Origin of the sequence: Hansschlegelia quercus (assembly GCF_004310425.1) — a bacterium.
In the GTDB taxonomy this organism is placed as follows: Bacteria; Pseudomonadota; Alphaproteobacteria; order Rhizobiales; family Methylopilaceae; genus Methylopila; species Methylopila quercus.
Map to the genome: position 1 here is coordinate 64310 of NZ_SIUB01000009.1, position 22122 is coordinate 86431.

Here is a 22122-nt window from a genome sequence, read left to right on the forward strand (position 1 = left end):
TTTAACTTGTAGGTCGCGTCCATTGAAGAAATCCCGGAGCGGCAGTGTGGGGATTTCACATAAATGCTAGTGACGCTATGGACAATACCCACAGCCGCTTCTGCTGAGAGCGGTTGGAAGGGCGCCCATCAGACCGCCGCGACCTTTGGACTTGGCACGCCGTAAAGATGCTCCTCGGCCGGGAAGCGCCGCGCGCGGACGTCCTCGGCATAGGCCTTTGCGGCCTCGCGCATGACATTCCCGACATCGGCGTATTTCCGAACGAATTTCGGGACATGCCCGAAGGTCGCGCCCATCATGTCCTCGGTCACGAGGATCTGGCCGTCGCATTCCGCCGAAGCGCCGATGCCGATGGTCGGCACGCGCACCGTCTCCGTGATGCGCGCCGCCAGCGGCGCCACAACGCCTTCGACCACGATCGCAAAGGCGCCGGCGTCGGCGACCGCGCGGGCGTCGGCGACGATGGCCTCGGCTTCCGCCGCCTGCTTGCCGCGCGCGGCATAGCCGCCGAGCGCGTTCACTGATTGCGGCTGTAGGCCGATATGGGAGAGCACGGGCACGCCGCGCTGGGTGAGGAAGTTGATGGTCTCGGCCATCACCGCGCCGCCCTCCAGCTTGACCGCGCCGCAGCCGGTCTCGGCGAGGATGCGCGCCGCGCTCTGGAAAGCCTGGCCGGGGCTCTCCTGATAGGAGCCGAACGGCAGGTCGACCACGACCAGAGCGTGGCGCGCGCCGCGGACCACCGCAGCGCCGTGCGCCGACATCATGTCGAGCGTAACGGGGATGGTGCTATCCAGGCCGTAGACGACCATACCGAGCGAATCGCCGACCAGCAGCAGGTCGCAGGCCTCGTCGAGCGCCTGCGCGACGGGCGTCGTGTAGGCGGTGAGGCAGACAAGGGGCTCGCGCCCCTTGGCGTTGCGGATCGAAGAAACCGTAACGGGCTTCGACGCCTTGCCGCCCTCAACCGAGGTCGGTCGACGTGCGCTCATGACCCAAACTCCTCAAGGCGATCGGACCAGACCCGCCTTCGTGATCGCGGTTTTATGACGATCGCTGCGCTCCGGTCGACCACGGAATTGGTCTTGGCCGCCGCGATGTTAAAGGGTCCTACTCGAAAGCCCTCGAAATAACGTTTTGCCGCGGAGGGCGGATGACGGCGCGCGTCTCGCCTATCATTCCCAGCGAATCGGAGGAGCCAATGTCCTATTGGGGAAAGCTCGCGGGCGCGGCGGGCGGTTTCGCGCTCGGCGGCCCGCTCGGCGCCATCGGCGGCGCGCTGGCGGGGCATCTGCTGATCGACCGGGAGACGCCGGCGGAGCATGAGGCCGAGGAGCGCGACCACCGCAACCTTGCTTTCACCATCGGCGTCATTGCGCTCTCCGCCAAGATGGCGAAGGCGGACGGCGTCGTCGCGCCGGTCGAGGTCGCGGCGTTCGAAAAGACCTTCCAGATCGAGGAGAAGGACCGGCCGGAGGTCGAGCACGCCTTCAATCTGGCGGCGAAGGACATTGCGGGCTTCGACGCCTATGCGCGGCAGCTCGCCGAGATGTTCGCGAGCGAACCGGCGACGCTCGAGGACGTCCTGCATGGGCTGGCGGCGATCGCTGCGGCGGATGGGGCGATCCACGAATACGAGCTCGGCTTCCTCGAGAAGGTCGGCGAGATCTTCGGCTTCGACCGCGCGCGCTTCCGCCGCGCGCTCGGCTTCCACGTGCGCTTTCCCGACAACGATCCCTACGAGGTGCTGGGCGCCGACGCCGCCTCGACCGACGAGGAGCTGAAGCGCCGGCATCGCTCGCTGGTCGCCGAGAACCACCCCGACCGCGCCGTCGCCCGCGGGTTGCCGGCGGCGGCCGTCCAGATCGCGACCTCAAAGCTCGCCTCTATCAATGCGGCGTGGGACGCGATCCGCGCCCAGCGGGGCATCGCGTGACCTTTTCGGCCGACAGCCCGCTGGTCGACGAGGTCCGCCCCGCCGCCAATCACGACGAGCGGCGCGACGAGCGTTCGCCCGATATCCTGCTGCTGCACTACACCGGCATGGAATCGACCGAGGAGGCCTGCGTCAGGCTGTGCGAGGAGGCCAGCGGCGTCTCCTGCCACTACGTGGTCTTTGAGGACGGACGCGTCCTTCAGCTCGTGCCGGAGGAGCGGCGCGCATGGCATGCGGGCCTCTCCTCGTGGGAGGACGAAACCGACGTGAACTCGCGTTCGATCGGGATCGAGATCGGCAATCCCGGCCACGAATTTGGCTATGTCGATTTTCCTCAAGGACAGGTCGACGCCGTGATCGCGCTTGCCCGCGACATTTGCGCACGACGCCAGATTGCGACGCAGCGCGTGCTCGCGCATTCGGACGTTGCGCCGCGCCGTAAACAGGATCCCGGCGAACGGTTTCCCTGGAACAAGCTTTTCGCGGCCGGAGTAGGCCACTGGACCGTGCCGACGCCGGTCGGCCGGCCGGGCCCTTCGCTCGCTCCGGGCGAGCAAGGAACCCCGGTGGAACAGCTTCAAACGCTGCTGTCCATGTATGGCTACGGCATCGAAATCGACGGCAGCTATGGGCCGCCCACGGTCGCCGTCGTGGCGGCCTTCCAGCGCCATTTTCGGCAAAGACTAGTCGACGGGATTGCCGATTTTTCAACAACCGACACGCTGCGCCGGCTGTTGAAGACGTTGCCGGCTATCTGACTGACGCGCCTTGTTGTCGACACTTCGGAGACAATCCAAGGTCATTTTTAGAAGGCTTTGGTCCCGCTGAACGTAATGTCATCGGGAGCGTGAATATGCGTAGATCGACGATCGTCGTCGCTTTTCTAGCGGCGACCGTCGCCTCGGCGGGAGCTGCGCCGATCAAAGAACGACTTGGCGCTCAGGCCGGCGTTCACTCAAAGATCAGTCAGAAAAAGGTTTTGACTTCGGCTTCGGCCAACAATTCTCAACAGCGCATTAACGCGCCTTATGTCGCTTCGGTTCCCCGTGGCGGTTCTCCTTCCAAAAACGGCTCGGCCGCAGGCTGGATCGCGTTTCGCAGTGGTCCTCAGCCGCAGCAGCCCGCCGCAACCGCGCCGGCCCCGGTTAAGGTCGTGAAGGTCGAGCATCGCTCGCGCAAGATTGCTTCCATCCGCCGCTTCGAGCGCCAGCGCGTCGCCTCCATCCGCAAGCTCGCTTCCAGAAGCCGCCCGGTCTCTCTGCAGCGCGACATCGAGATCCCCATGCCGAAGACCGACGTCGCGGCGGCTCCGGCAGGCTCGATCCAGGCCATGGTCACCGCCGAGGCGCGGCGCGCCGGCGTGAGCCCGGCTCTCGCCCACGCCGTCGTCAAGGTCGAGTCGCGCTATCAGCCGAACGCCACTGGCCGCGGCGGCTATGTCGGGCTGATGCAGCTCAGCTATCGCACCGCGCAGGGCATGGGCTTCAAGGGCAGCCGCCAGGCGCTCTACCAGCCGTCCAACAACCTCACCTACGGCATGCGCTATCTCGCACAGGCCGTGAGGCTCGCCGGCGGCAGCACCTGCGGCGCGGTCTCGAAGTACCAGGGCGGCCACGGCGTGCGCGGCGTGACCCGCGCCGGCGCGGTCTATTGCGCCAAGGTGCGGCGCTACATGGCCGAAGGCATTCCGTCATCCGGCAAGGTCGCCTCGAACTGAGAAGCGATCCTCCTGAGCGGCGTGCGCTTGACCGCGCGCGCCGCTTGGGCGACGACGTCCCGGCCAGTCGGCCGGACGGCCGCTTCGATCGCAAGATCGGGGAGGAAAGTCCGGGCTCCACGGAAGCACGGCGCCGGATAACGTCCGGCGGGGGCGACCCCAGGGAAAGTGCCACAGAGAGCAGACCGCCTGCGGCTTCGGCCGCAGGTAAGGGTGAAAGGGTGCGGTAAGAGCGCACCGCGCGACCGGTAACGGGAGCGGCACGGCAAACCCCGCCGGGAGCAAGACCGAATAGGGGCGACACGGATTGCGTTCTCGGACGCAAGACAGGCCCGTTTCCGGGCCGTCGCCCGGGTTGGTCGCTAGAGGCGTCCGGTAACGGGCGTCCCAGAGGAATGGCCGTCACGTGGGATCCGTCTTCGGGCGGCCCCGCCATACAAAACCCGGCTTACAGGCCGACTGGCGATTTTGTTTTGGCTCGGCTCGGCTGCGTTTGCTCCTGCTCGGAGCATGAGGACCGCCTTGCGTCGCAGCGGGCGGGAAAGCCGGCCAGAGATCGATCATGAGCGGCTGATTTCGAGCCGCCGAAACGCCTTCTTAACCCTAAGGAAGTTCTACTCACCTCGTCGCGCTGGCCGCGAGGCGGCTCTTGTCAGGTTCTGCGTCCTGAGCCGCATCGCGGGCCGCGACGAAGTTAACGTGTCGTTGACGCCCATAGGGCCCCATGCTATCCCAAGCCATCCCGTCGAGACGGCTCAGCGACGGCTTCCAAACAGGATGCTGGTCCTCAGTTCCCGCGGTCTCTGAGGCCGCGGCGCTGCCTTTCGACGCCCGCTCTCTTGCGGGATCGGCCTCGGGGGGAGGCGGTCGGCAGGCGGGGGCGTATGGACCGGTTCGTGTCCAATTTCACCAATCGGATCGACGCCAAGGGGCGGATCTCGATCCCTGCCTCGTTTCGCGCGACGCTCGCGCGCGGTGGGTTCGAGGGGCTGTTCCTGCATCCCTCTCTGGAGCTGCCGGCGCTCGACTGTGGGGGATCGGCGCTGCTTTCGGAGATCGATGGCCTGCTCGGCCGGCTCGCGCCCTATTCGACGGAGCGGGACGCGCTCTCGACGGCGCTGCTTGGGGTGAGCGAAATCCTGAAGGTCGACGCGGAGGGCCGCGTCATGCTGACGGAAAGCCTCAAGGCCTATGCCGGGGTGAAGGACGACGCGACCTTCGTGGGGCAGGGATCCAAGTTCCAGATCTGGGAGCCGGAGCGGTTCGCGGCGCATCTCGCGGCCTCGCGGGAGAGCCTGCGCGCTTTCCGCCGGCAATCGGCGGACGCGGCCTCGTGAGCCCGCGCGGTCCGAAGCCGGAGGCCACCGAGCGTCACCGCCCGGTCATGCTCGCGGAAGTCCTCGAAGCGCTCGCGCCCAAAGACGGCGAAACCATCCTCGACGGCACCTTCGGGGCAGGGGGCTATACCAGCGGCATTCTCGGCTCGGCCGATTGCCAGGTCGTCGCGCTCGATCGCGACCCCACGGCGATCGCTGGCGGCGAAGCCCTCGTTCAGGCGAGCGACGGGCGCCTCCGCTTGGTGATGGAGCGCTTCTCCGCGCTTGAAGTCGCCCTTGATGGCCTCGGCCTCGACCTTATCGACGGCGTCGTGCTCGACGTCGGCGTCTCTTCCATGCAGCTCGATCAGGCTGGCCGCGGCTTCTCGTTCCGCAATGACGGACCGCTGGACATGCGCATGGGCGGCGATGGGCCCACCGCGGCCGACCTCGTTGCCGATCTCGATGAGAAGGAGCTCGCCGCCGTGCTCAGGACGCTCGGCGAGGAGCGCCGCGCCGGCGCTGTCGCCCGCGCGATCTGCGCCGAGCGCGCGAAGGAGCCGATCATTACGACGCTCGCGCTCGCCCGGACGGTGGAGCGCGCCATCGGCCGGCCGACAGATCCGATCCACGCCGCAACCCGCACTTTTCAGGCGCTGCGCATCGCCGTGAACGAGGAGCTAAGCGAGCTCGCTCTGGCGCTGTTCGCCGCCGAGAAGCGTCTGAAGCCGGGCGGCCGCCTTGTCGTGGTGGCGTTCCATTCGCTTGAGGACCGGATCGTGAAGACCTTCCTCACCGATCGCTCGCGCACGTCATTCGGTGGTTCGCGCCATGCGCCCGAGACGCCGGTGCCGCCCGCAACCTTCGAACTGCTCACCCGCGGCGTCGAAACGCCGGGCGAGGCGGAGGTCTCCGTCAACCCGCGCGCCCGTTCGGCGAGGCTTCGGGCGGCGGTCCGCACCGACGCGCCGGCGCGCGATGGCGATCCCTTCGCGTTCGGCGCCCCGCGGCTGCCCTTCGCGCTGCTTTCGGGAGGCGGCTCGTGAAGATCGCCCGCATCCTCAACGTGGTCGCCGTCGGCGCGCTGGTCGCGGCCGCGGTGAACCTCTACCGCATCAAATACGACGCCACGATGCACGCCGAGCACGCGCAGAAGCTCAAGCGCGAGATCACGCTCGAGCGGGACGCCATCGCGACGCTCAAGGCGGAATGGGCCTATCTCGCGCGGCCTGACCGCGTGCAGACCTTCACCAAGCAGCACCTCGATCTGGCGCCGCTCGGTCGCGAGCAGACGGTGACGCTCGCCTCGCTTCCCGCGAGGCCGGCGCCGGTCGACGAGATCGGCAACAAGCTCGAGGCGCTCGGCCTGATGGGCCAGGACGCGAGCATCGCGGTCGACCCTCAGCCGACGGCGCCGACAGCCGCCAAGAAGCCTGTGGCGTCCGCGCCGAAGAAGACCACGATCGCCGTGAAGCCCGTGGCGCAGCTCAAGGCGCCGGACTCCCGGCCGATCCCTGCGCCCAAGCCTATGCCGGCGGAGCGCCGCAACGCGCCGTTCGGCATCTCTGATTTCCTGAAGAAGATGGGGCTCGCCCAATGACCGGGCAGGACGTCCTCGATGGAGCGTTCCGGGGCGGCGCCGTCGCCGGCGCAGCGCTCGGCCGCGGCCTCATCACGTTCGGCGCCGCCGTGGCGACCGCCTCGGTGGTCGGCTGGCGCACGCTCCGGCGCGTCGTCCGGCTGCTGATCGGCTCGGGCGAAGGGCTTGGGCTGACCACCGGGCGCCTGCGGATCGCCGCGATGGTGTTCGGCCTGATCTACCTCGCGGTCTGCGCCCGGCTGATGAGCTACGCCATCGCGCCCGGAACGGTCAGCGGCGAGGAGGTCGCGCAGACCGTCGCCGCGATTTCGCGGCCCGACATCGTCGACCGCAACGGCGAAGTGCTGGCGACCGACGTCAAGGTCTCCTCGCTCTACGCCGAGCCCAAGAACATCATTGACGTCGATGAGGCGGTCGACCTGCTGACCCGCGCTCTGCCGGGGCTCGACGAGAAGGATCTGCGCGCGAAGCTCTCCACCAAGCGCGGCTTCGTCTGGGTGAAGCGCGAGATCTCGCCCGGCGAGCAGGTCGCGATCTTCCGCCTCGGCATCCCCGGCGTCGGCTTTGTCCAGGAGAACAAGCGCGTCTATCCGAACGGCTCGGAGGTCGCGCACATCCTCGGCTTCGCCGACGTCGACAACAAGGGCATCGCCGGCATCGAGAAGTATCTCGACGTCTCCGGCAAGACCGCTGAGGCCGCCGCCGCCGCCAAGCACGGCGAGCGCATGGCGCCGATCCGGCTCGCGCTCGACCTGCGCGTTCAGCACGCCGTTCGTGACGAGCTGATCGCCGGCATGCAGAAGTTCAAGGCGATCGCCGCCTCCGCCGCCATCGCCGACGTCGAGACCGGCGAGATCGTCAGCCTGGTGTCGATCCCGGATTATGACCCGAACAAGCCGACCGACGCGCTGAAGCCCGACGCGATCAACCGCATCAATGTCGGCGTGTTCGAGATGGGCTCAACCTTCAAGGCGCTGACGCTCGCCATGGCGCTGGACAGCGGCAAGGTGAACCTGCAGAGCCGCTTCGACGCGCGCGCCCCGCTGCAATACGGCCGGTTCCGCATCCACGATTTCCACCCGACGCACCGCATCCTGACGGTGCCGGAGGTGTTCGTGCATTCCTCCAACATCGGCACGGCGCGCATCGCGTTGACGATGGGCGTCGAGGCGCACAAGGCCTTCCTGAAGAAGATGGGGCAGCTCGACCGGCTGCAGACCGAGCTGCCGGAGAGCGCCCGCCCGATCGTGCCCGGACGCTGGGGCGAGCTGAACACGATCACCATCTCCTTCGGCCACGGCATCGCGATCGCGCCGATCCAGTCCGTGATGGGCGTGAGCGCGCTGGTGAACGGCGGCTACATGATGAAGCCGACCTTCCTGCAGCGGACCGCCGAAGAGGCGCGCGCGGAGTCGACGCAGGTGATCAAGCCGTCAACCAGCGTGATGATGCGCTACCTCATGCGCCTCAACGCGGAGAAGGGTTCGGCGAAGAAGGCAGACATCCCGGGCTACCGCGTCGGCGGCAAGACCGGCACCGCCGAGAAGGTGATCGGCGGCCGCTACTCCAAGACCAAGAACCTCACGGCCTTCACCGCCGTGTTCCCGATGGACAAGCCGAAATACATGCTGCTCGCAGTGCTCGACGAGCCGAAGGCGCTGCCTGAGACCCACGGCTTCGCGACGTCGGGCTGGAACGTGGTGCCCGTCGGCGGCCAGATGGTCGAGCGCATCGCGCCGCTGCTCGGCGTCCAGCCGGATTTCAACGCGCCGTCCGCGATCGAACTGCTTGGCAACATCCCCACCGGCTCGGTGGATCCCGATCATTGAGCGCCACGCGGACCCTGGCGGAGCTGTTTCCCGGCGTCATCCTTTCGGGCGAGGCCGGGACGCTCGCTGTTTCGGGGCTGACTGCGGATAGCCGGGCGGTGAAGCCCGGCTTCGTGTTCGCGGCTCTTTCCGGCTCCAAGACCGACGGGTCGCGATTCGTCGACGCCGCGATCGCCGCGGGCGCGGTCGCGATCCTGTCGGAGACGGCGATCGACGTCGCGATCCCGGTCGTGGCGGTTCCGGACACGCGTCGAGCGCTGGCGGACGCCGCGGCGAGGCTCCACCCCGGCCAGCCCAAGGTGATCGCCGCGGTCACCGGCACGTCGGGCAAGAGTTCGACCGTCACCTTTCTGCGCCAGATCTGGAGCTACGCGGGCTTCGACGCCGCAAGCCTCGGCACACTGGGCGTGACGAAGCCGTCAGGTGCGACCTACGGGTCGCTGACCACCCCCGATCCGGTGTCGCTGCACCAGACGCTCGACGGCTTGGCGCAAGAAGGCGTCACCCATCTCGCGATGGAGGCGTCGTCTCACGGGTTGGATCAGAAACGGCTGGACGGTGTGCGGCTTAGCGCCGTCGGCTTCACCAATCTGTCGCGCGATCACATGGACTACCATCCGACCGTCGAGCACTACCGAGACGCCAAGCTCCGTCTGTTCCGCGAGCTTCTGCCGACGGACGGAACGGCGGTGGTCTGGGCCGATGCCGCGGACGCCGCCTTCTTCATCGACGCCGCCCGCGAGCGCGGCGCGCGGCTGCTCACCGTCGGCGAAAAAGGCGATGCTATCCGGCTCGACGATGTCGCCTATGACGGGCTGACGCAGCGTCTCTCACTCACCATCGACGGCGCGGCGCATACGATCCGGCTACCGCTCGCAGGCGGCTTCCAGGTCGAGAACGCGCTTGTTGCGGCCGGCCTCGCCATCGCGACTGGCGTCGCCGCTGATGTCACGCTCAACGCGCTGGAGAAGCTCGAGGGCGTGCCCGGCAGGCTGGAGCTTGTCGGCGAGACCCGCGGCGCGGCGGTGTTCGTCGACTACGCCCACAAGCCCGACGCGCTGGCCTCCGTGCTCAAGGCGCTGCGGCCGTTCGCGACCGGGCGGCTGATCGTCGCCTTCGGCGCGGGCGGCGACCGCGATCCCGGCAAGCGCGCGCTCATGGGAGAGATCGCGGCGAAGGGCGCCGACGTCGTGATCGTCACCGACGACAATCCCCGCAGCGAAGACCCGTCGGCGATCCGCGCCGCCATCATGAGCGCGGCGCGCGGCGCGCGGGAGATCGGGGACCGCGCTGCGGCGATCAAAGCCGCCATCGACGAGGCGGGCGAGGGCGATGTGGTGCTGATCGCGGGCAAGGGTCACGAAACCGGCCAGATCGTGGGCGATCGCATTCTTCCGTTCTCTGACCATGAGGTCGTTCGGGCGACGCTCGCATCGAGGGGAGACGCCTGATGAGCGCGCCGACCAGCTTCGCGGAGCCGCTGTGGACCGCAGAGGAACTCGCGACCGCGACCGGGGGCAGGCTCGTCGGCGCTCCGGCAGGCGCTCTCGTCGGCGTCTCGATCGACAGCCGCACGATCGGGCAGGGTGAGATCTATGTCGCGATCAAGGGCGACGTGCATGACGGCCACGCCTTCACGGTCGGCGCGTTCGCGCGCGGGGCGGGGCTCGCGATCGTCGACGAAGCGCATGCCGCGCAGCTCGAGAGCGCCGGCCCTCTGCTCGTCGTGAAGGACACGCTGGCGGCCCTCGCCGCCGCCGGGATCGCCGCGCGCAAGCGTTCACAGGCGCGGATCGTCGCCGTCACCGGCTCTGTCGGCAAGACCAGCACCAAGGAGGCGCTCCGCGCCGCGCTCGGGCAGGACGGTCCGACGCACGCGTCCGCCGCCTCCTTCAACAACCATTGGGGCGTGCCGCTGACGCTCGCCCGACTGCCGAAATCAGCCGCTTACGGCGTGTTCGAGATCGGCATGAACCACCCGGACGAGATCCGTCCGCTGGTGAAGATGGTCCGGCCGCATGTCGCGATCGTCACCAATGTCGAGCCGGTGCATCTCGCGCAGTTCCGCGACGTCGAGCAGATCGCGGACGCTAAGGCTGAGATCTTCGAAGGGCTGGAGCCCGGCGGCCATGCCGTGATCAATCGCGACAACGCGCATTACGAACGGCTCGCCGCCGCCGCCCGCGCCTGTGGAGCGACGGTGATGAGCTTCGGCGAGCATGTCGGCGCCGACGCGCGCCTCGACCGTGTGGCGCTGAAGGAGGCAAGCTCCTGCGTCGCCGCGACAATCCTCGCCGAGCCTCTGACCTTCAAGGTCGGCGCGCCTGGCCGCCACGTCGTGCAGAACGCGCTCGGCGTGCTGCTCGCAGCCAAGCTGCTCGGCGCCGACCTCGCGCTCGCCGCGCTCGCCCTCGCGCATTTTGAGGCGCCGACAGGCCGCGGCCGGCGCTATGCGCTGCAGACGCCGAGCGGCGCGATCACTGTCATCGACGAGAGCTACAACGCCAACCCCGCCTCGATGCGCGCTGCGCTCGCGCTGCTCGGCCAGACGCCGGTCGGCTCCGGCGGCCGCCGGGTCGCGGCGCTCGGCGACATGCTGGAGCTTGGGCCCCAAGCCGAGGCGCTGCATGCCGGCGTCGCGGAAGCCTGCGCCAAGGTCGATCTCGTGTTCACCGCCGGTCCACTGATGAAGGCGCTGCACGACGCGCTGCCTGCGGCCAAACGCGGCGGCTGGGCGGATACCGCGGCAGAGCTTCAACCGATGCTTCTAGACCGGCTGAAGGGCGGCGACGCCCTGATGGTGAAGGGCTCGAACGGCTCTCGAATGGGGCCGATCGTCGCCGCCCTTCAGGCGCGCTTCGCAGCCGTCCCTGTTGACGAGACGGTCACGGCCGGATAGCGCGCGCCATGTTCTTCTTCCTCTCCGATCTGTCGGGCCACGTCCCCGGCTTCAACATCTTCCGCTACATCACCTTCCGCACGGGCGGGGCGGTGATGACCGCGGCGTTGTTCGTGTTCCTGTTCGGGCCGTTGATCATCGATCAGCTCCGGCTCAAGCAGGGCAAGGGTCAGCCGATCCGCAGCGACGGACCGGCCTCGCATCTCCTGAAGCGCGGCACGCCGACGATGGGCGGCTTGATGATCCTGTCGAGCCTGATCGTCACCACGCTGCTGTGGGGCAACCTCACGAATCCTTACGTCTGGATCGTGCTGTTCGTGACCGTCGGGTTCGGAGCGATCGGCTTCTACGACGACTATCTGAAGGTCACGAAGCAGAGCCACGCCGGCTATTCCGGCCGTATGCGGCTCGCCGTAGAGTTCGCGATCGCGATCGTCGCCGTCTATCTGATCGCGATCGCCGGCCAGCCCGGCGGCTTCCATGCGGCCAGCTTTCCGCTGCTCGACCTCGGCTTCTCGACGTCGCTCGCCTTTCCCTTCCTGAAAAACCTGCTGCTCGACCTCGGCTACGTCTTCGTGATTTTCGGGGCAGTGGTGGTGGTCGGCGCCGGCAACGCGGTGAACCTGACCGACGGCCTCGACGGCCTCGCGATCGTGCCCGTCATGATCGCCTGCGCGAGCTTCGGCTTCATCGCCTATCTCGCGGGCAACGCGGTGTTCGCGGACTACCTGCAGATCCACTTCACGCAAGGCACCGGCGAGCTTGCGGTCGTATGCGGCGCGGTGCTCGGCGCGGGCCTCGGCTTCCTCTGGTTCAACGCGCCCCCCGCCTCGATCTTCATGGGCGACACCGGCTCGCTCGCGATGGGCGGGCTGCTTGGCGTCGTCGCGGTCGCAACCAAGCACGAACTGGTGCTCGCGATCATCGGCGGCTTGTTCGTGCTCGAGGCGGTGTCCGTCATCGTGCAGGTGGTCTCGTTCAAGCTGACCGGCCGCCGCGTGTTCCGCATGGCCCCGATCCACCACCATTTCGAGCAGCTCGGCTGGTCGGAGCCGCAGGTGGTCGTGCGCTTCTGGATCATCGCCGTGGTGCTCGCTTTGGCGGGTCTCGCCACGCTGAAGCTGCGCTGACGTGACTCCAGCCACGTCCTTCAAGACCAAGCGCGTCGCCGTATTCGGCCTCGGCGGTTCGGGCCTCGCGACGGTGCGCAGCCTCGTCGCCGGCGGGGCGGAAGTGACGGCGTTCGACGATTCTTCTGCGAGCGTCGAGAAGGCGCGCGCCGAGGGTCTGCCGACCGGCGACCTGCGCGAGGCCGACTTCTCCTCCTTCGACAGCTTCGTGCTCGCCCCCGGGGTGCCGCTGACGCATCCGAAGCCGCACTGGACGGTAGAGAAAGCCAAAGCCGCGGGCATTGAGATCATCGGCGACATCGAGATTTTCGTTCGCGAGCGCGCAGCCATTGCGCCGGGCGCGCCCTTCGTCGCGATCACGGGGACCAACGGCAAGTCGACGACCACGGCGCTGATCGCCCATGTGCTGCGCGAGGCCGGCCGGGACGTGCAGATGGGCGGCAATATCGGCGTCGCGATCCTCGACCTCGATCCGCCGTCCGAGACCCGGGTCCACGTCGTCGAGTGCTCGTCCTACCAGATCGACCTCGCGCCCGGCCTCGACCCCACGGTTGGGGTGATGATGAACCTCTCCGAGGATCACCTGGAGCGCCACGGCACGATGGAGAACTACGCCGCGATCAAGCGCCGCCTTGTGGCGCGCTCGGGGACGGCGGTCGTCGGGACCGACGATCCGCTCTCCGCGGCGATGGCGAAATCGCTTCAGGCGGACGGCGTAAACGTCGTCGCCATCTCGGAAAATGACGCGATCGACCTCGCCGGCGCGCGCGCTCTGCGTGGCGCGCACAACGTCCAGAACGCAAGCGCTGCGCTCGCCGTCGCGAGGGCGCTCGGCGTTCCGGATAAGGTCGCCCACAAAGCGCTGGCGACCTTCCCGGGTCTAGCGCACCGCATGGAGGAGATCCCGACCTCCGGCCGCGTGACCTTCGTCAACGACTCGAAGGCGACCAACGCCGACAGCGCGGCCAAGGCCTTGGCTTCGTTCCCAAAAGTGTTCTGGATCCTCGGCGGCAAGCCGAAGACCGGCGGCATAGAGGCGCTCGCGCCGTTCTTCCCGAAGGTCGAGAAGGCCTATCTCGTGGGTGAGGCGTCGGAAGCCTTTGCGAAGACGCTCGGCGGCCACGGCGTCGAGCACGAGTTTGCGGGCACGGTCGATAAGGCGGTCGAGATGGCGGCCGCCGATGCGGCGAAGTCAACCGACAAAGAGCCCGTCGTGCTGTTCTCGCCGGCCTGCGCCTCGTTCGACCAGTTCCGCAACTTCGAGGAGCGTGGTGAGGCGTTCCGGAAGGCTGTGCTCGCGCTGAAGCTCTGACCGCGGGCTCGCAGCGCGGGTCGCCTGGCGACATTTCGTTAACCCTAAATCGCCCATGCTCGGCGGCCAATGCTTCCCGGAGCGACCTCACATGCCCTCCCGCGCTGAACGCACGATTGTCGGCGAATGGTGGTGGACGATCGACCGCGCGCTGCTGTTCGCAGTCGCGGCGCTGATGGTGCTCGGCGTGGTGCTGTCGCTCGCGGCCTCGCCGCCGGTGGCCGAGCGCATCGGACTCGACATGTTCCACTTCGTGAACCGCCAGGCGCTGTTCTTGGCTCCGGCGGCCATCATCATGATCGGCGTCTCGTTTCTGAGCCCGCGGCAGGTGAGGCGGCTCGCCTGGGTCACGTTCATCGTCGGCATGGCCCTGCTCGCCGCCACGCTGTTCGTCGGCACCGAGATCAAGGGCGCGCGGCGCTGGGTGAGCTTCGCCGGCATCGTCGTGCAGCCCTCGGAGTTCGTGAAGCCGGCCTTCGTGGTGCTGGCCTCGTGGATGTTCGCGCAGGGCTCGGAGCGGCGCGACATGCCCGGCCATATCCTGGCGACGATCCTGCTCGGCTGCGTGCTTAGCCTGCTCGTGCTGCAGCCCGACCTCGGGCAGACGATCCTGACCACCGCGATTTGGGGTGCGCTGTTCTTCCTCGCCGGCCTGCCGTGGATATGGGTGGTGGGCCTCGGCGGCGTCGGCGTCATCGGCCTGACGACGGCCTACGAGCTTCTGCCGCACGTGGCGCGCCGCATCGACCGGTTCATGGATCCGGAGACCGGCGACAACTTTCAGATCGAGAAGGCGACCGAGGCCTTCACCTCCGCAGGCTGGTTCGGCAAGGGGCCGGGCGAGGGCACCGTCAAGCGCATTATTCCGGACGGGCACACCGACTTCATCTTCGCCGTCACCGCGGAGGAGTTCGGCGTGCTGTTCTGCATCGCGATCGTGACCGTCTACGCTTTCATCGTGATCCGAAGCCTGATGCACGCGCGCCGCGAGCAGGACGGCTTCACCCGCCTCGCGATCGCCGGGCTGTCGATGCTGTTCGGCCTCCAGTCGGCGATCAACATGTCGGTCAACCTGCACATGATCCCCGCCAAGGGCATGACGCTGCCCTTCGTCTCCTACGGCGGCTCGTCGATGTTCGCGCTCGCGCTCGGGATGGGCATGCTGCTCGCGTTGACGCGTCGCCGGCCGCGCAGCGACGCGCTCGCCTCCGAGATCGCCCGGCATGAGCGCAGGCATGCGCCGCGGCCGGCCGGAGCGACGGCGTGAGTTCTGACCGTCCGATCCTGCTCGCGGCGGGGGGCACCGGCGGCCACCTGTTCCCGGCGGAAGCGCTGGCCGTCGAACTCGCGAGCCGCGGCGTCCCCGTCGAGCTGATCACGGACGAGCGCGCGCTCGCCTACGCCACGCATTTCCCGGCGCGCGCGATCCACTCGACGCCCGCCGACACGCTACGCGGGTCCGGCGCCGGCGCTTATCTGAAGCTCGCAGCGACGCTCTCTCGCGGGGTTCTCCGAAGCCGCGGCATCCTGAAGAAAGTGAGACCGGGCGCCGTCGTCGGGTTCGGCGGCTATCCCACCTTCCCGCCGCTGATCGCGGCCAAGCTCCTCGGCGCGCCCGTCATCCTGCATGAGCAGAACGCCGTAATGGGGCGGGCGAACCGCATGCTCGCGAAACTGGCCACGGCGATCGGTTCGGGCTTCCCGACGGTTGCGCATCTGCCAAAGGGCCTCGCCGCGACCCATGTCGGCAATCCCGTGCGCCCACAGGTGCTCGCGGTCGCGGGCGCGCCCTACCGGGCCCCGGACGGAACGGAGCCGATCAACCTCCTGGTCTTCGGCGGCAGCCAGGGCGCGCGCGTGATGTCCGAGGTCGTGCCGGTGGCGCTCGCGATGCTTCAGCCGCAGCTTCGGTCCCGCATCCGCGTCGTGCAGCAGTCCCGGCCCGAGGACATCGACGGCGTCCGGCGAATCTACGCCGCGGCGGGCGTCCAGGCCGAGCTCGCTTCGTTCTTTGACGACATGCCGGCGCGAATCGCAGCCGCCCATTTCGTGATCGCGCGCGCCGGCGCCTCGACGGTCGCGGAGCTCGCGGTGATCGGCCGGCCCTCGATCCTTGTGCCGCTGCCGCACGCGCTCGACAACGACCAGCTCGCCAACGCCAACGCGCTGGCGCTCGCCGGCGGGGCGGTCGTCACCGCACAGGCCCGCTTCACGCCGGAAAGCTTGGCCGAAGAGCTGACGGCGAAGTTCGCCGACGGCCATGCGCTCGAAGCTTCCGCCGAAGCCGCCAAGCGCGTCGGCGCGCCGGACGCCGCCGCCCGCCTCGCGGACATGGTGCTCGCCGCCGCCAACCGATCGAAGGGCGCGACGGCGCTGCCTGTTTCCTGATAAGTCCCGGCTCCCCGAACCTCTTCACGAAGAACGATGCAGCTTCCCAAGGAAATCGGCCCCATCCACTTCATCGGGATCGGCGGCATCGGCATGTCCGGCATCGCGGAGGTGCTGGCGAACCACGGCTATGTCGTACAGGGCACCGACGCGGCCGAGAGCGCCAACGTGAAGCGCCTGCGCGAGAAGGGCATCTCCGTCACGATCGGCCATGCGGCCGAAAACCTCGGCGAGGCCGAGGTCGTGGTGGTGTCTTCCGCGATCAAGCGGAACAATCCCGAGCTCTCCGCCGCCCGCGATAAGCGCCTGCCCGTGGTGCGCCGCGCGGAAATGCTGGCCGAGTTGATGCGGTTTAAGACCTGCGTGGCGGTGGCGGGCACGCATGGCAAGACCACGACGACCTCGCTGGTCGCGACCCTGCTCGACGCCGGCGGCCTCGACCCAACGGTGATCAACGGCGGCATCATCAACGCCTATGGCGCGAATGCCCGGATGGGCGAGGGCGACTGGATGGTCGTCGAGGCCGACGAGAGCGACGGCACCTTCCTGAAGCTGCCGACCGAGGTCGCGGTCGTCACCAATATCGACCCCGAGCACCTCGACCATTTCGGCACGTTCGACGCGATCAAGACCGCGTTCCGCGCCTTCGTGGAGAACGTGCCGTTCTACGGCTTCGCGGTGATGTGCCTCGACCACCCGACCGTGCAGGAGATGGTCGGCCTGATCGAGGACCGCCGCGTCGTCACCTATGGTGAGAACCCGCAGGCCGACGTCCGCCTGCTCGACCTCGACCTCAAGGGCGGCGTCTGCCGGTTCAAGGTCGCGCTGCGCGACCGCAAATCCGGGGAGGTGCGGACGATCGATGCGCTGGAACTGCCGATGGCCGGTCGCCACAACGCGCTGAACGCCACCGCTGCGATCGCAGTGGCGAACGAACTCGGCATTCCGGCGGACAAGATCCGCGCCGGGCTCGCCAAGTTCGGCGGCGTGAAGCGGCGCTTCACCCGCATGGGCGAATGGAATGGCGTCACGATCTTCGACGATTACGGGCACCACCCCGTCGAGATCGCCGCCGTGCTGAAGGCAGCCCGCGCCTCGACGGACGCCAAAGTCATCGCCGTCGTCCAACCCCACCGTTATTCGCGACTGAACGCGCTGTTCGAGGGCTTTTCGAGCTGCTTCAACGACGCCGACACGGTGATCGTCGCCGACGTCTACGCGGCCGGCGAAGCGCCGATCGAAGGCGCCGACAAGGATGGCCTCGTTGCGGCGCTCCGCGCCCGCGGCCACCGCCACGTCATCCCGCTTGAGGATCCGCAGGCGCTGGCCGGCGTGGTCACCGGCGTAGCGCGTCCCGGTGATTATGTGGTTCTGCTCGGCGCCGGAAGCTCGACCTACTGGGCGGCAGCGCTGCCGGACGAACTCGCCGCGCTAGGACCAGGGGCGGCCGCGTGACGCCAGAGCCGTCATCCCGAACGGCTGCAAGCCAAGCCGGGATCGCGCGCAGCACAGTGCGCCTCTTCCTGAAGACGATCCCGGCTCTCCGTTTCGCCGCGGCCGGGATGACGGCCCGAGGCCGATGACCGAACTCGCCGCCTCTCTCTCCGCCGCCATGCCCAAGCTGCGCGGCAAGCTCGCCGCCGAGCAGAGCCTGGCGGAATCGCTCTGGTTCCGGGTCGGCGGCAAGGCGGAAGCCCTGTTCCAGCCGGTGGATGAGGACGATCTCGCCTACTTCCTGAGTCGCCTGCCGAGCGAGGTCCCTTACGTCGTCATCGGGCTCGGCTCGAACGTGCTGGTGCGCGACGGGGGAATTCCCGGCGTGACGATCCGGCTCGGAAAGCCCTTCGCGACGATTGCCCCCGGCAGGGACGCGACCATCTGGGCGGGAGCGGGCGCAGCCGACAAGCGGGTAGCGTTGGAGGCCATGGAGGCGGGGATCGGCGGCTTCGCCTTCTTCGCCGGCATTCCCGGCGCGATCGGCGGCGCGCTCGCCATGAACGCCGGGGCGAACGGGACGGAAACCTCGCAGCGCGTGGTCGAGGTGTTCGGCTTTGACCGATCCGGCGACGCGGTGACGCTCTCGAACGCCGAGATGGGCTATTCGTACCGGCATTCCGCCGCGCCGACAGGCGTGATCTTCACCAGCGTCCTGATGCAGGGCGAGCGGCGCGAGCGCGAGACGATCAAGGCCGAGATCGACGCCGTCGTCGCGCACCGCGAGGCGACGCAGCCGACCAAGAGCCGCACCGGCGGCTCCACCTTCAAGAACCCGCCCGGCCATACCGCCTGGAAGCTGGTGGACGAGGCCGGCTGCCGGGGCTTGCAGATCGGCGGGGCGCAGGTCTCGGTGTTGCACACCAACTTCCTCCTCAATGTCGGCGGCGCCACGGCGGCCGATATCGAGGCTCTGGGAGAGGAAGTCCGTCGCCGGGTGCGGGAGACCTCCGGGGTGGAATTAGAATGGGAGATCAAGCGGATAGGGGTGGATTAAGAACCGCCGCCTTCGCGTCCCGGCCGTGAGCCGGGACCCAGAACCGCTGGATCGAAAGAAGAAAGCGCCGGATGTCGCCTGGCTCTGAGAGCCGGGCTGCATCTGGGTCCCGGCTCAAGGCCGGGACGCGAAATCTCTGCTGGGGGAACTGCCCAATGTCCAAGCACGTCGCCGTCCTGATGGGCGGCCTGTCCTCCGAGCGACAGGTCTCGCTCTGGTCGGGAGAGGCCTGCGCCAAGGCTCTGGAGGGAGAGGGTTTTCGCGTCACGCGTGTCGACGCCAACCGCGATCTTCCCGACGTGCTTGCGCGACTGAAGCCGGACGTCGCCTTCAACGCGCTTCACGGTCGCTTCGGCGAGGACGGCACGGTCCAGGGCGTGCTGGAGGTGATGGCGATCCCCTACACGCATTCGGGCGTGCTGGCCTCGTCGCTCGCGATGCACAAAGAGCGCGCGAAGACGGTGATGGCCGCAGCGGGAGTTTCGGTGCCCCGTGGCAAAGTGGTCACACGAGCAGAAGCCGCGAAGGCCCATGTGCTGACGCCCCCTTACGTCCTCAAGCCTGTCGACGGTGGATCGTCGGTCGGTGTGCTGATTGTTAACGAAGACCATGGGCATCCGCCCCAGGAGCTCACGCGCGACGACTGGGAGCACGGCGAACTGCTGCTCGCCGAGAATTTCGTTGCTGGCAAAGAACTTACCTGCGCCGTCATCAAGGGCGAGCCCTCCGATGTCATCGAAATCCTGCCGACCGACGGCTGGTACGACTTCGATGCGAAGTACGCCAAAGGCGGCTCCAAGCACGTTCTCCCGGCCGAAATTTCACCCTTTGTTTACCAACAGGTCCGAAAACTGACTGTCGCGGCGCACCACGCTCTCGGGTGCCGCGGGGTCAGCAGAGCCGATTTCCGTTTCGACGACCGCAAGGGCGGAACCGGCGAGCTCGTCTGCCTCGAAGTCAACACGCAGCCTGGCATGACGGAGACGTCGCTCGTGCCGGAACTCGCCGCATATGCCGGCATGGGGTTTGGTGAGCTCGTTAAATGGCTAGTGGAGGACGCCTCCTTAGATCGGTAGACGAGCCGCCCTTTGCGGTCGCCGCCGGTCGCGCTCCGCGCAGCCGACCCGCGCCCAGACTGGTCTACAAGACCGACCCCAACATGCGCGCCACCCATGAGGGCGGCCGCGTCCGCCGCTCGGGTTCTCAAGACTTCGACGAGATGCTGGGCGCCAGCCGCTCGACGAACCTTCGCCTCAAGCTCGCCCGTCTCGCGCGCAAGCGCCGCCTCGGCCTTGGCCTGACCGCGCTGTTCTACGCGTCAGTCGGCGTGCTCGGCATGATCGACGGCGGCCACTGGCCGGCGGTCAAGGAAGAGGCGCTGAACCTCCACATCACGACCGCAAACGCGCTCGGCTTCCGCGTGCTCGCGGTCCAAACCGAAGGCCAGAGCGCGCTGACCGACGACGAGGTCCTGCTCGCGCTCGGCATCAAGGACGATACGGCGCTGCCTTTCCTCGACGTGAAAGCGGCCCGCGAGCGGCTGATGGCGAACCCGCTGGTCGCCGAAGCCACCGTCCGCAAGCTCTATCCCGACCGCGTCACCGTCCATCTGACCGAGCGCAAGCCGTTCGCGCTCTGGCAGCACGACGGCAAGGTGCAGATCCTCGCCGATGACGGCACCCCGATCGACGAATTCCGCGATTCGCGTTTCGCCCATCTGCCGCTTGTCGTCGGCCCCCTGGCGAACACGCGGGCGCAGACTCTCCTCGCAGCCCTCGACGCCGCCCCGAAGATCAAGGCGGAAACCTACGCCGCCGTGCTCGTCGCCGAGCGGCGCTGGAACCTGCGCCTGCGCTCCGGTGTGGAGGTGAAGTTGCCCGAGACCGGCTTCGCCGAGGCGCTCGGCCGCCTCGAGGTCATGCAGGACCGCGACAACGTCCTCGCCAAGTGGATCGACGTCGTAGACATGCGCGAAGCTGACCGGACCATCGTCCGACTGGCGCCCGAAGCCGCCGCGATGGCCGAAGAGGCCGACAAGGCCGCCGCCAAGGCCGCGAAGAAGAAGGGAGGCCAGACGTGAGCCAGCCCTTCCCCTACGGCGTCGTTCCCAAGATGCGGCCGTTGCCGGCGCGTCGCGCGGTAGTCGTGTCCGCGCTCGACGTCGGCACGTCGAAGATCGTCTGCATGGTCGCTCGGCTGCGCCCGACGGAAGCCGGCGACGCGCTGCCCGACCGCAGCCACACCGTCGAGCTCATCGGCGTCGGCCATCAGCGCTCGCGCGGCGTGAAGGGCGGCAAGGTCGTCGACATGGAGGCAGCGGAGCACGCCATCCGCCTCGCGGTCGACGCGGCCGAACGCATGGCCGGCGTTCAGATCGAGAGCGTTATCGTCTCGATCTCCGCAGGCCGGCTTGCCAGCGAGACGTTCCATGCCGATGTCGGCATCGCCGGTCACCCGGTCGAGGACCGCGATATCCGCCGGGTGCTGCAGGCGGGCTGCGCTCATTCGGTGCGGCCGGGCAGGGCGGTCGTGCACTCGATCCCGACCGGCTTCGGCCTCGACGCGACGCGCGGCGTCCGCGATCCGCGCGGCATGGTCGGCCAGCAGCTCGGCGTCGACATGCATATCGTCACCGCCGAGGGCGCGCCGCTCCGCAACCTCATGCTCTGCATCGAGCGCTGCCACCTCAACGTCGAAACGATGGTGGCGGCGCCTTACGCCTCTGGTCTTGCGGCCCTCGTCGACGACGAGAGCGAGATGGGCGTCACGCTGATCGACATGGGCGGCGGCACCACTTCGATGTCCGTCTTCCAGGGCGGCAACCTCGTCCACTGCGACGCGGTCGCGCTCGGCGGCCATCACGTGACGCTCGATCTCGCCCGCGGGCTCTCGACCTCGATCGAAGAGGCCGAGCGGCTGAAGACCCTGCACGCCAGCGTGTTCCCCTCGATCGCCGACGAGCGCGACCAGATCGCGGTCACTCCCGTCGGCGAGAACGAGCCGGAAGCCGCGAGCTATCTGCCGAAGTCGATGATCGTGAAGATCGTGAAGCCACGCGTCGAGGAGACGCTGGAGCTGGTGCGCGACCGGCTGAAAGCGTCCGGCTACGCCTCCGAGGCGCGCCGCGTGGTGCTCACCGGCGGCGCCTGCCAGCTCACGGGATTGCCCGAGCTTGCGCGTCGCATCCTCGACCGTCCGGTCCGCATCGGTCGCCCGTTGGGCGCCCGCGGGCTGCCGGAAGCCGCAAAGGGCCCGGCCTTCGCCGGTCCTGTCGGGCTGCTCGTCTTCCCCCAGGTCGCGGCGCTCGAGCATGTCGATCCCAAGCGGGCGCGCCGCGGCGGAGCGCCTGAGAAGAACACTTACATCCACCGGGTGGGCCGGTGGCTGAAGGAGAGTTTCTGAGCGGCGGCGCGGCGGCCGTCGATCAGGAAGGGGGCCGATCGCGCCCCTCCGATCGCCGAACTTTCGAATTGGCGCCCGTCGGAATGGCGCGACAAACCTTAG

At 68.2% G+C, this 22122-nt stretch carries 19 protein-coding genes and 1 other RNA gene; 19 read left to right on the top strand and 1 reads right to left on the bottom strand.

The annotated features are described in order from the left end of the window. Window positions 1-128 precede the first annotated feature (128 nt). Window positions 129-992, bottom strand: a complete 864-nt coding sequence (gene panB / locus EYR15_RS15225; protein WP_131004426.1) for a 3-methyl-2-oxobutanoate hydroxymethyltransferase — start codon at window positions 990-992, stop codon at window positions 129-131. A gap of 209 nt (window positions 993-1201) precedes the next feature. Between panB and EYR15_RS15230 the strand changes: the two genes are divergently transcribed. The 19 genes from EYR15_RS15230 (at window position 1202) to ftsA (ending at window position 22020) form a co-directional block, all read left to right on the top strand. Beyond that, window positions 1202-1936, top strand: a complete 735-nt coding sequence (locus EYR15_RS15230) for a TerB family tellurite resistance protein (RefSeq protein WP_131004427.1) — start codon at window positions 1202-1204, stop codon at window positions 1934-1936. Further along, window positions 1933-2694, top strand: coding sequence for a peptidoglycan recognition protein family protein (locus EYR15_RS15235; RefSeq protein ID WP_131004428.1), 762 nt, complete (start codon window positions 1933-1935; stop codon window positions 2692-2694). The genes EYR15_RS15230 and EYR15_RS15235 overlap by 4 nt, the downstream gene beginning before the upstream one ends. 395 nt (window positions 2695-3089) lie before the next feature. Next, window positions 3090-3653 carry a lytic transglycosylase domain-containing protein gene (locus EYR15_RS15240; RefSeq protein WP_165455517.1) on the top strand — a complete coding sequence of 188 codons (564 nt, stop codon included), beginning with the start codon at window positions 3090-3092 and terminating at the stop codon, window positions 3651-3653. Between the two features lie 63 nt (window positions 3654-3716). Then, window positions 3717-4120, top strand: an RNA gene (rnpB, locus tag EYR15_RS15245) — RNase P RNA component class A. Window positions 4121-4537: 417 nt separating this feature from the next. After that, window positions 4538-4990: a division/cell wall cluster transcriptional repressor MraZ gene (locus tag EYR15_RS17225; RefSeq protein WP_245498347.1), complete on the top strand. Its 453-nt coding sequence runs from the start codon at window positions 4538-4540 to the stop codon at window positions 4988-4990. 47 nt (window positions 4991-5037) lie between these two features. Continuing rightward, a complete protein-coding gene (gene rsmH, locus EYR15_RS17230; RefSeq protein ID WP_245498351.1) occupies window positions 5038-6015 on the top strand; it encodes a 16S rRNA (cytosine(1402)-N(4))-methyltransferase RsmH in 978 nt (325 codons plus the stop codon). Continuing rightward, the gene (ftsL, locus tag EYR15_RS15255; protein WP_131004431.1) at window positions 6012-6569 is read left to right on the top strand and encodes a cell division protein FtsL; all 558 of its coding nucleotides are present in this window, start codon (window positions 6012-6014) and stop codon (window positions 6567-6569) included. Before rsmH ends, ftsL begins: the two co-directional genes overlap by 4 nt. Beyond that, complete coding sequence (locus EYR15_RS15260; RefSeq protein WP_131004432.1) at window positions 6566-8398, top strand: peptidoglycan D,D-transpeptidase FtsI family protein; 1833 nt, start codon at window positions 6566-6568, stop codon at window positions 8396-8398. Before ftsL ends, EYR15_RS15260 begins: the two co-directional genes overlap by 4 nt. After that, the gene (locus EYR15_RS15265; protein ID WP_131004433.1) at window positions 8395-9849 is read left to right on the top strand and encodes a UDP-N-acetylmuramoyl-L-alanyl-D-glutamate--2,6-diaminopimelate ligase; all 1455 of its coding nucleotides are present in this window, start codon (window positions 8395-8397) and stop codon (window positions 9847-9849) included. Before EYR15_RS15260 ends, EYR15_RS15265 begins: the two co-directional genes overlap by 4 nt. After that, window positions 9849-11297, top strand: coding sequence for a UDP-N-acetylmuramoylalanyl-D-glutamyl-2,6-diaminopimelate--D-alanyl-D-alanine ligase (locus EYR15_RS15270; RefSeq protein WP_131004434.1), 1449 nt, complete (start codon window positions 9849-9851; stop codon window positions 11295-11297). Before EYR15_RS15265 ends, EYR15_RS15270 begins: the two co-directional genes overlap by 1 nt. Before the next feature lie 8 nt (window positions 11298-11305). Next, a complete protein-coding gene (gene mraY, locus EYR15_RS15275) occupies window positions 11306-12427 on the top strand; it encodes a phospho-N-acetylmuramoyl-pentapeptide-transferase (RefSeq protein ID WP_131004435.1) in 1122 nt (373 codons plus the stop codon). 1 nt (window position 12428) lies between these two features. After that, the gene (gene murD, locus EYR15_RS15280) at window positions 12429-13739 is read left to right on the top strand and encodes a UDP-N-acetylmuramoyl-L-alanine--D-glutamate ligase (RefSeq protein ID WP_131004436.1); all 1311 of its coding nucleotides are present in this window, start codon (window positions 12429-12431) and stop codon (window positions 13737-13739) included. A 91-nt stretch (window positions 13740-13830) separates the two neighbouring features. Next, window positions 13831-15006 carry a putative lipid II flippase FtsW gene (gene ftsW, locus EYR15_RS15285; protein ID WP_131004437.1) on the top strand — a complete coding sequence of 392 codons (1176 nt, stop codon included), beginning with the start codon at window positions 13831-13833 and terminating at the stop codon, window positions 15004-15006. Next, window positions 15003-16127 (top strand): undecaprenyldiphospho-muramoylpentapeptide beta-N-acetylglucosaminyltransferase, encoded by a 1125-nt coding sequence (murG, locus tag EYR15_RS15290; protein ID WP_205741660.1) that lies wholly within the window; start codon window positions 15003-15005, stop codon window positions 16125-16127. The genes ftsW and murG overlap by 4 nt, the downstream gene beginning before the upstream one ends. Window positions 16128-16163: 36 nt before the next feature. Continuing rightward, the gene (murC, locus tag EYR15_RS15295) at window positions 16164-17582 is read left to right on the top strand and encodes a UDP-N-acetylmuramate--L-alanine ligase (RefSeq protein WP_131004438.1); all 1419 of its coding nucleotides are present in this window, start codon (window positions 16164-16166) and stop codon (window positions 17580-17582) included. 124 nt (window positions 17583-17706) lie between these two features. Beyond that, window positions 17707-18618, top strand: a complete 912-nt coding sequence (gene murB / locus EYR15_RS15300; protein ID WP_131004439.1) for a UDP-N-acetylmuramate dehydrogenase — start codon at window positions 17707-17709, stop codon at window positions 18616-18618. Between the two features lie 155 nt (window positions 18619-18773). Beyond that, on the top strand, window positions 18774-19694 hold the full coding sequence (locus EYR15_RS15305) for a D-alanine--D-alanine ligase (RefSeq protein ID WP_131004440.1): 921 nt from the start codon (window positions 18774-18776) through the stop codon (window positions 19692-19694). An 83-nt stretch (window positions 19695-19777) separates the two neighbouring features. Continuing rightward, entirely contained in the window at window positions 19778-20698 is a 921-nt protein-coding gene (locus EYR15_RS15310) for a cell division protein FtsQ/DivIB (protein ID WP_165455518.1), read from the top strand. A gap of 32 nt (window positions 20699-20730) precedes the next feature. Beyond that, complete coding sequence (ftsA, locus tag EYR15_RS15315; protein WP_131004484.1) at window positions 20731-22020, top strand: cell division protein FtsA; 1290 nt, start codon at window positions 20731-20733, stop codon at window positions 22018-22020. Window positions 22021-22122 lie beyond the last annotated feature (102 nt).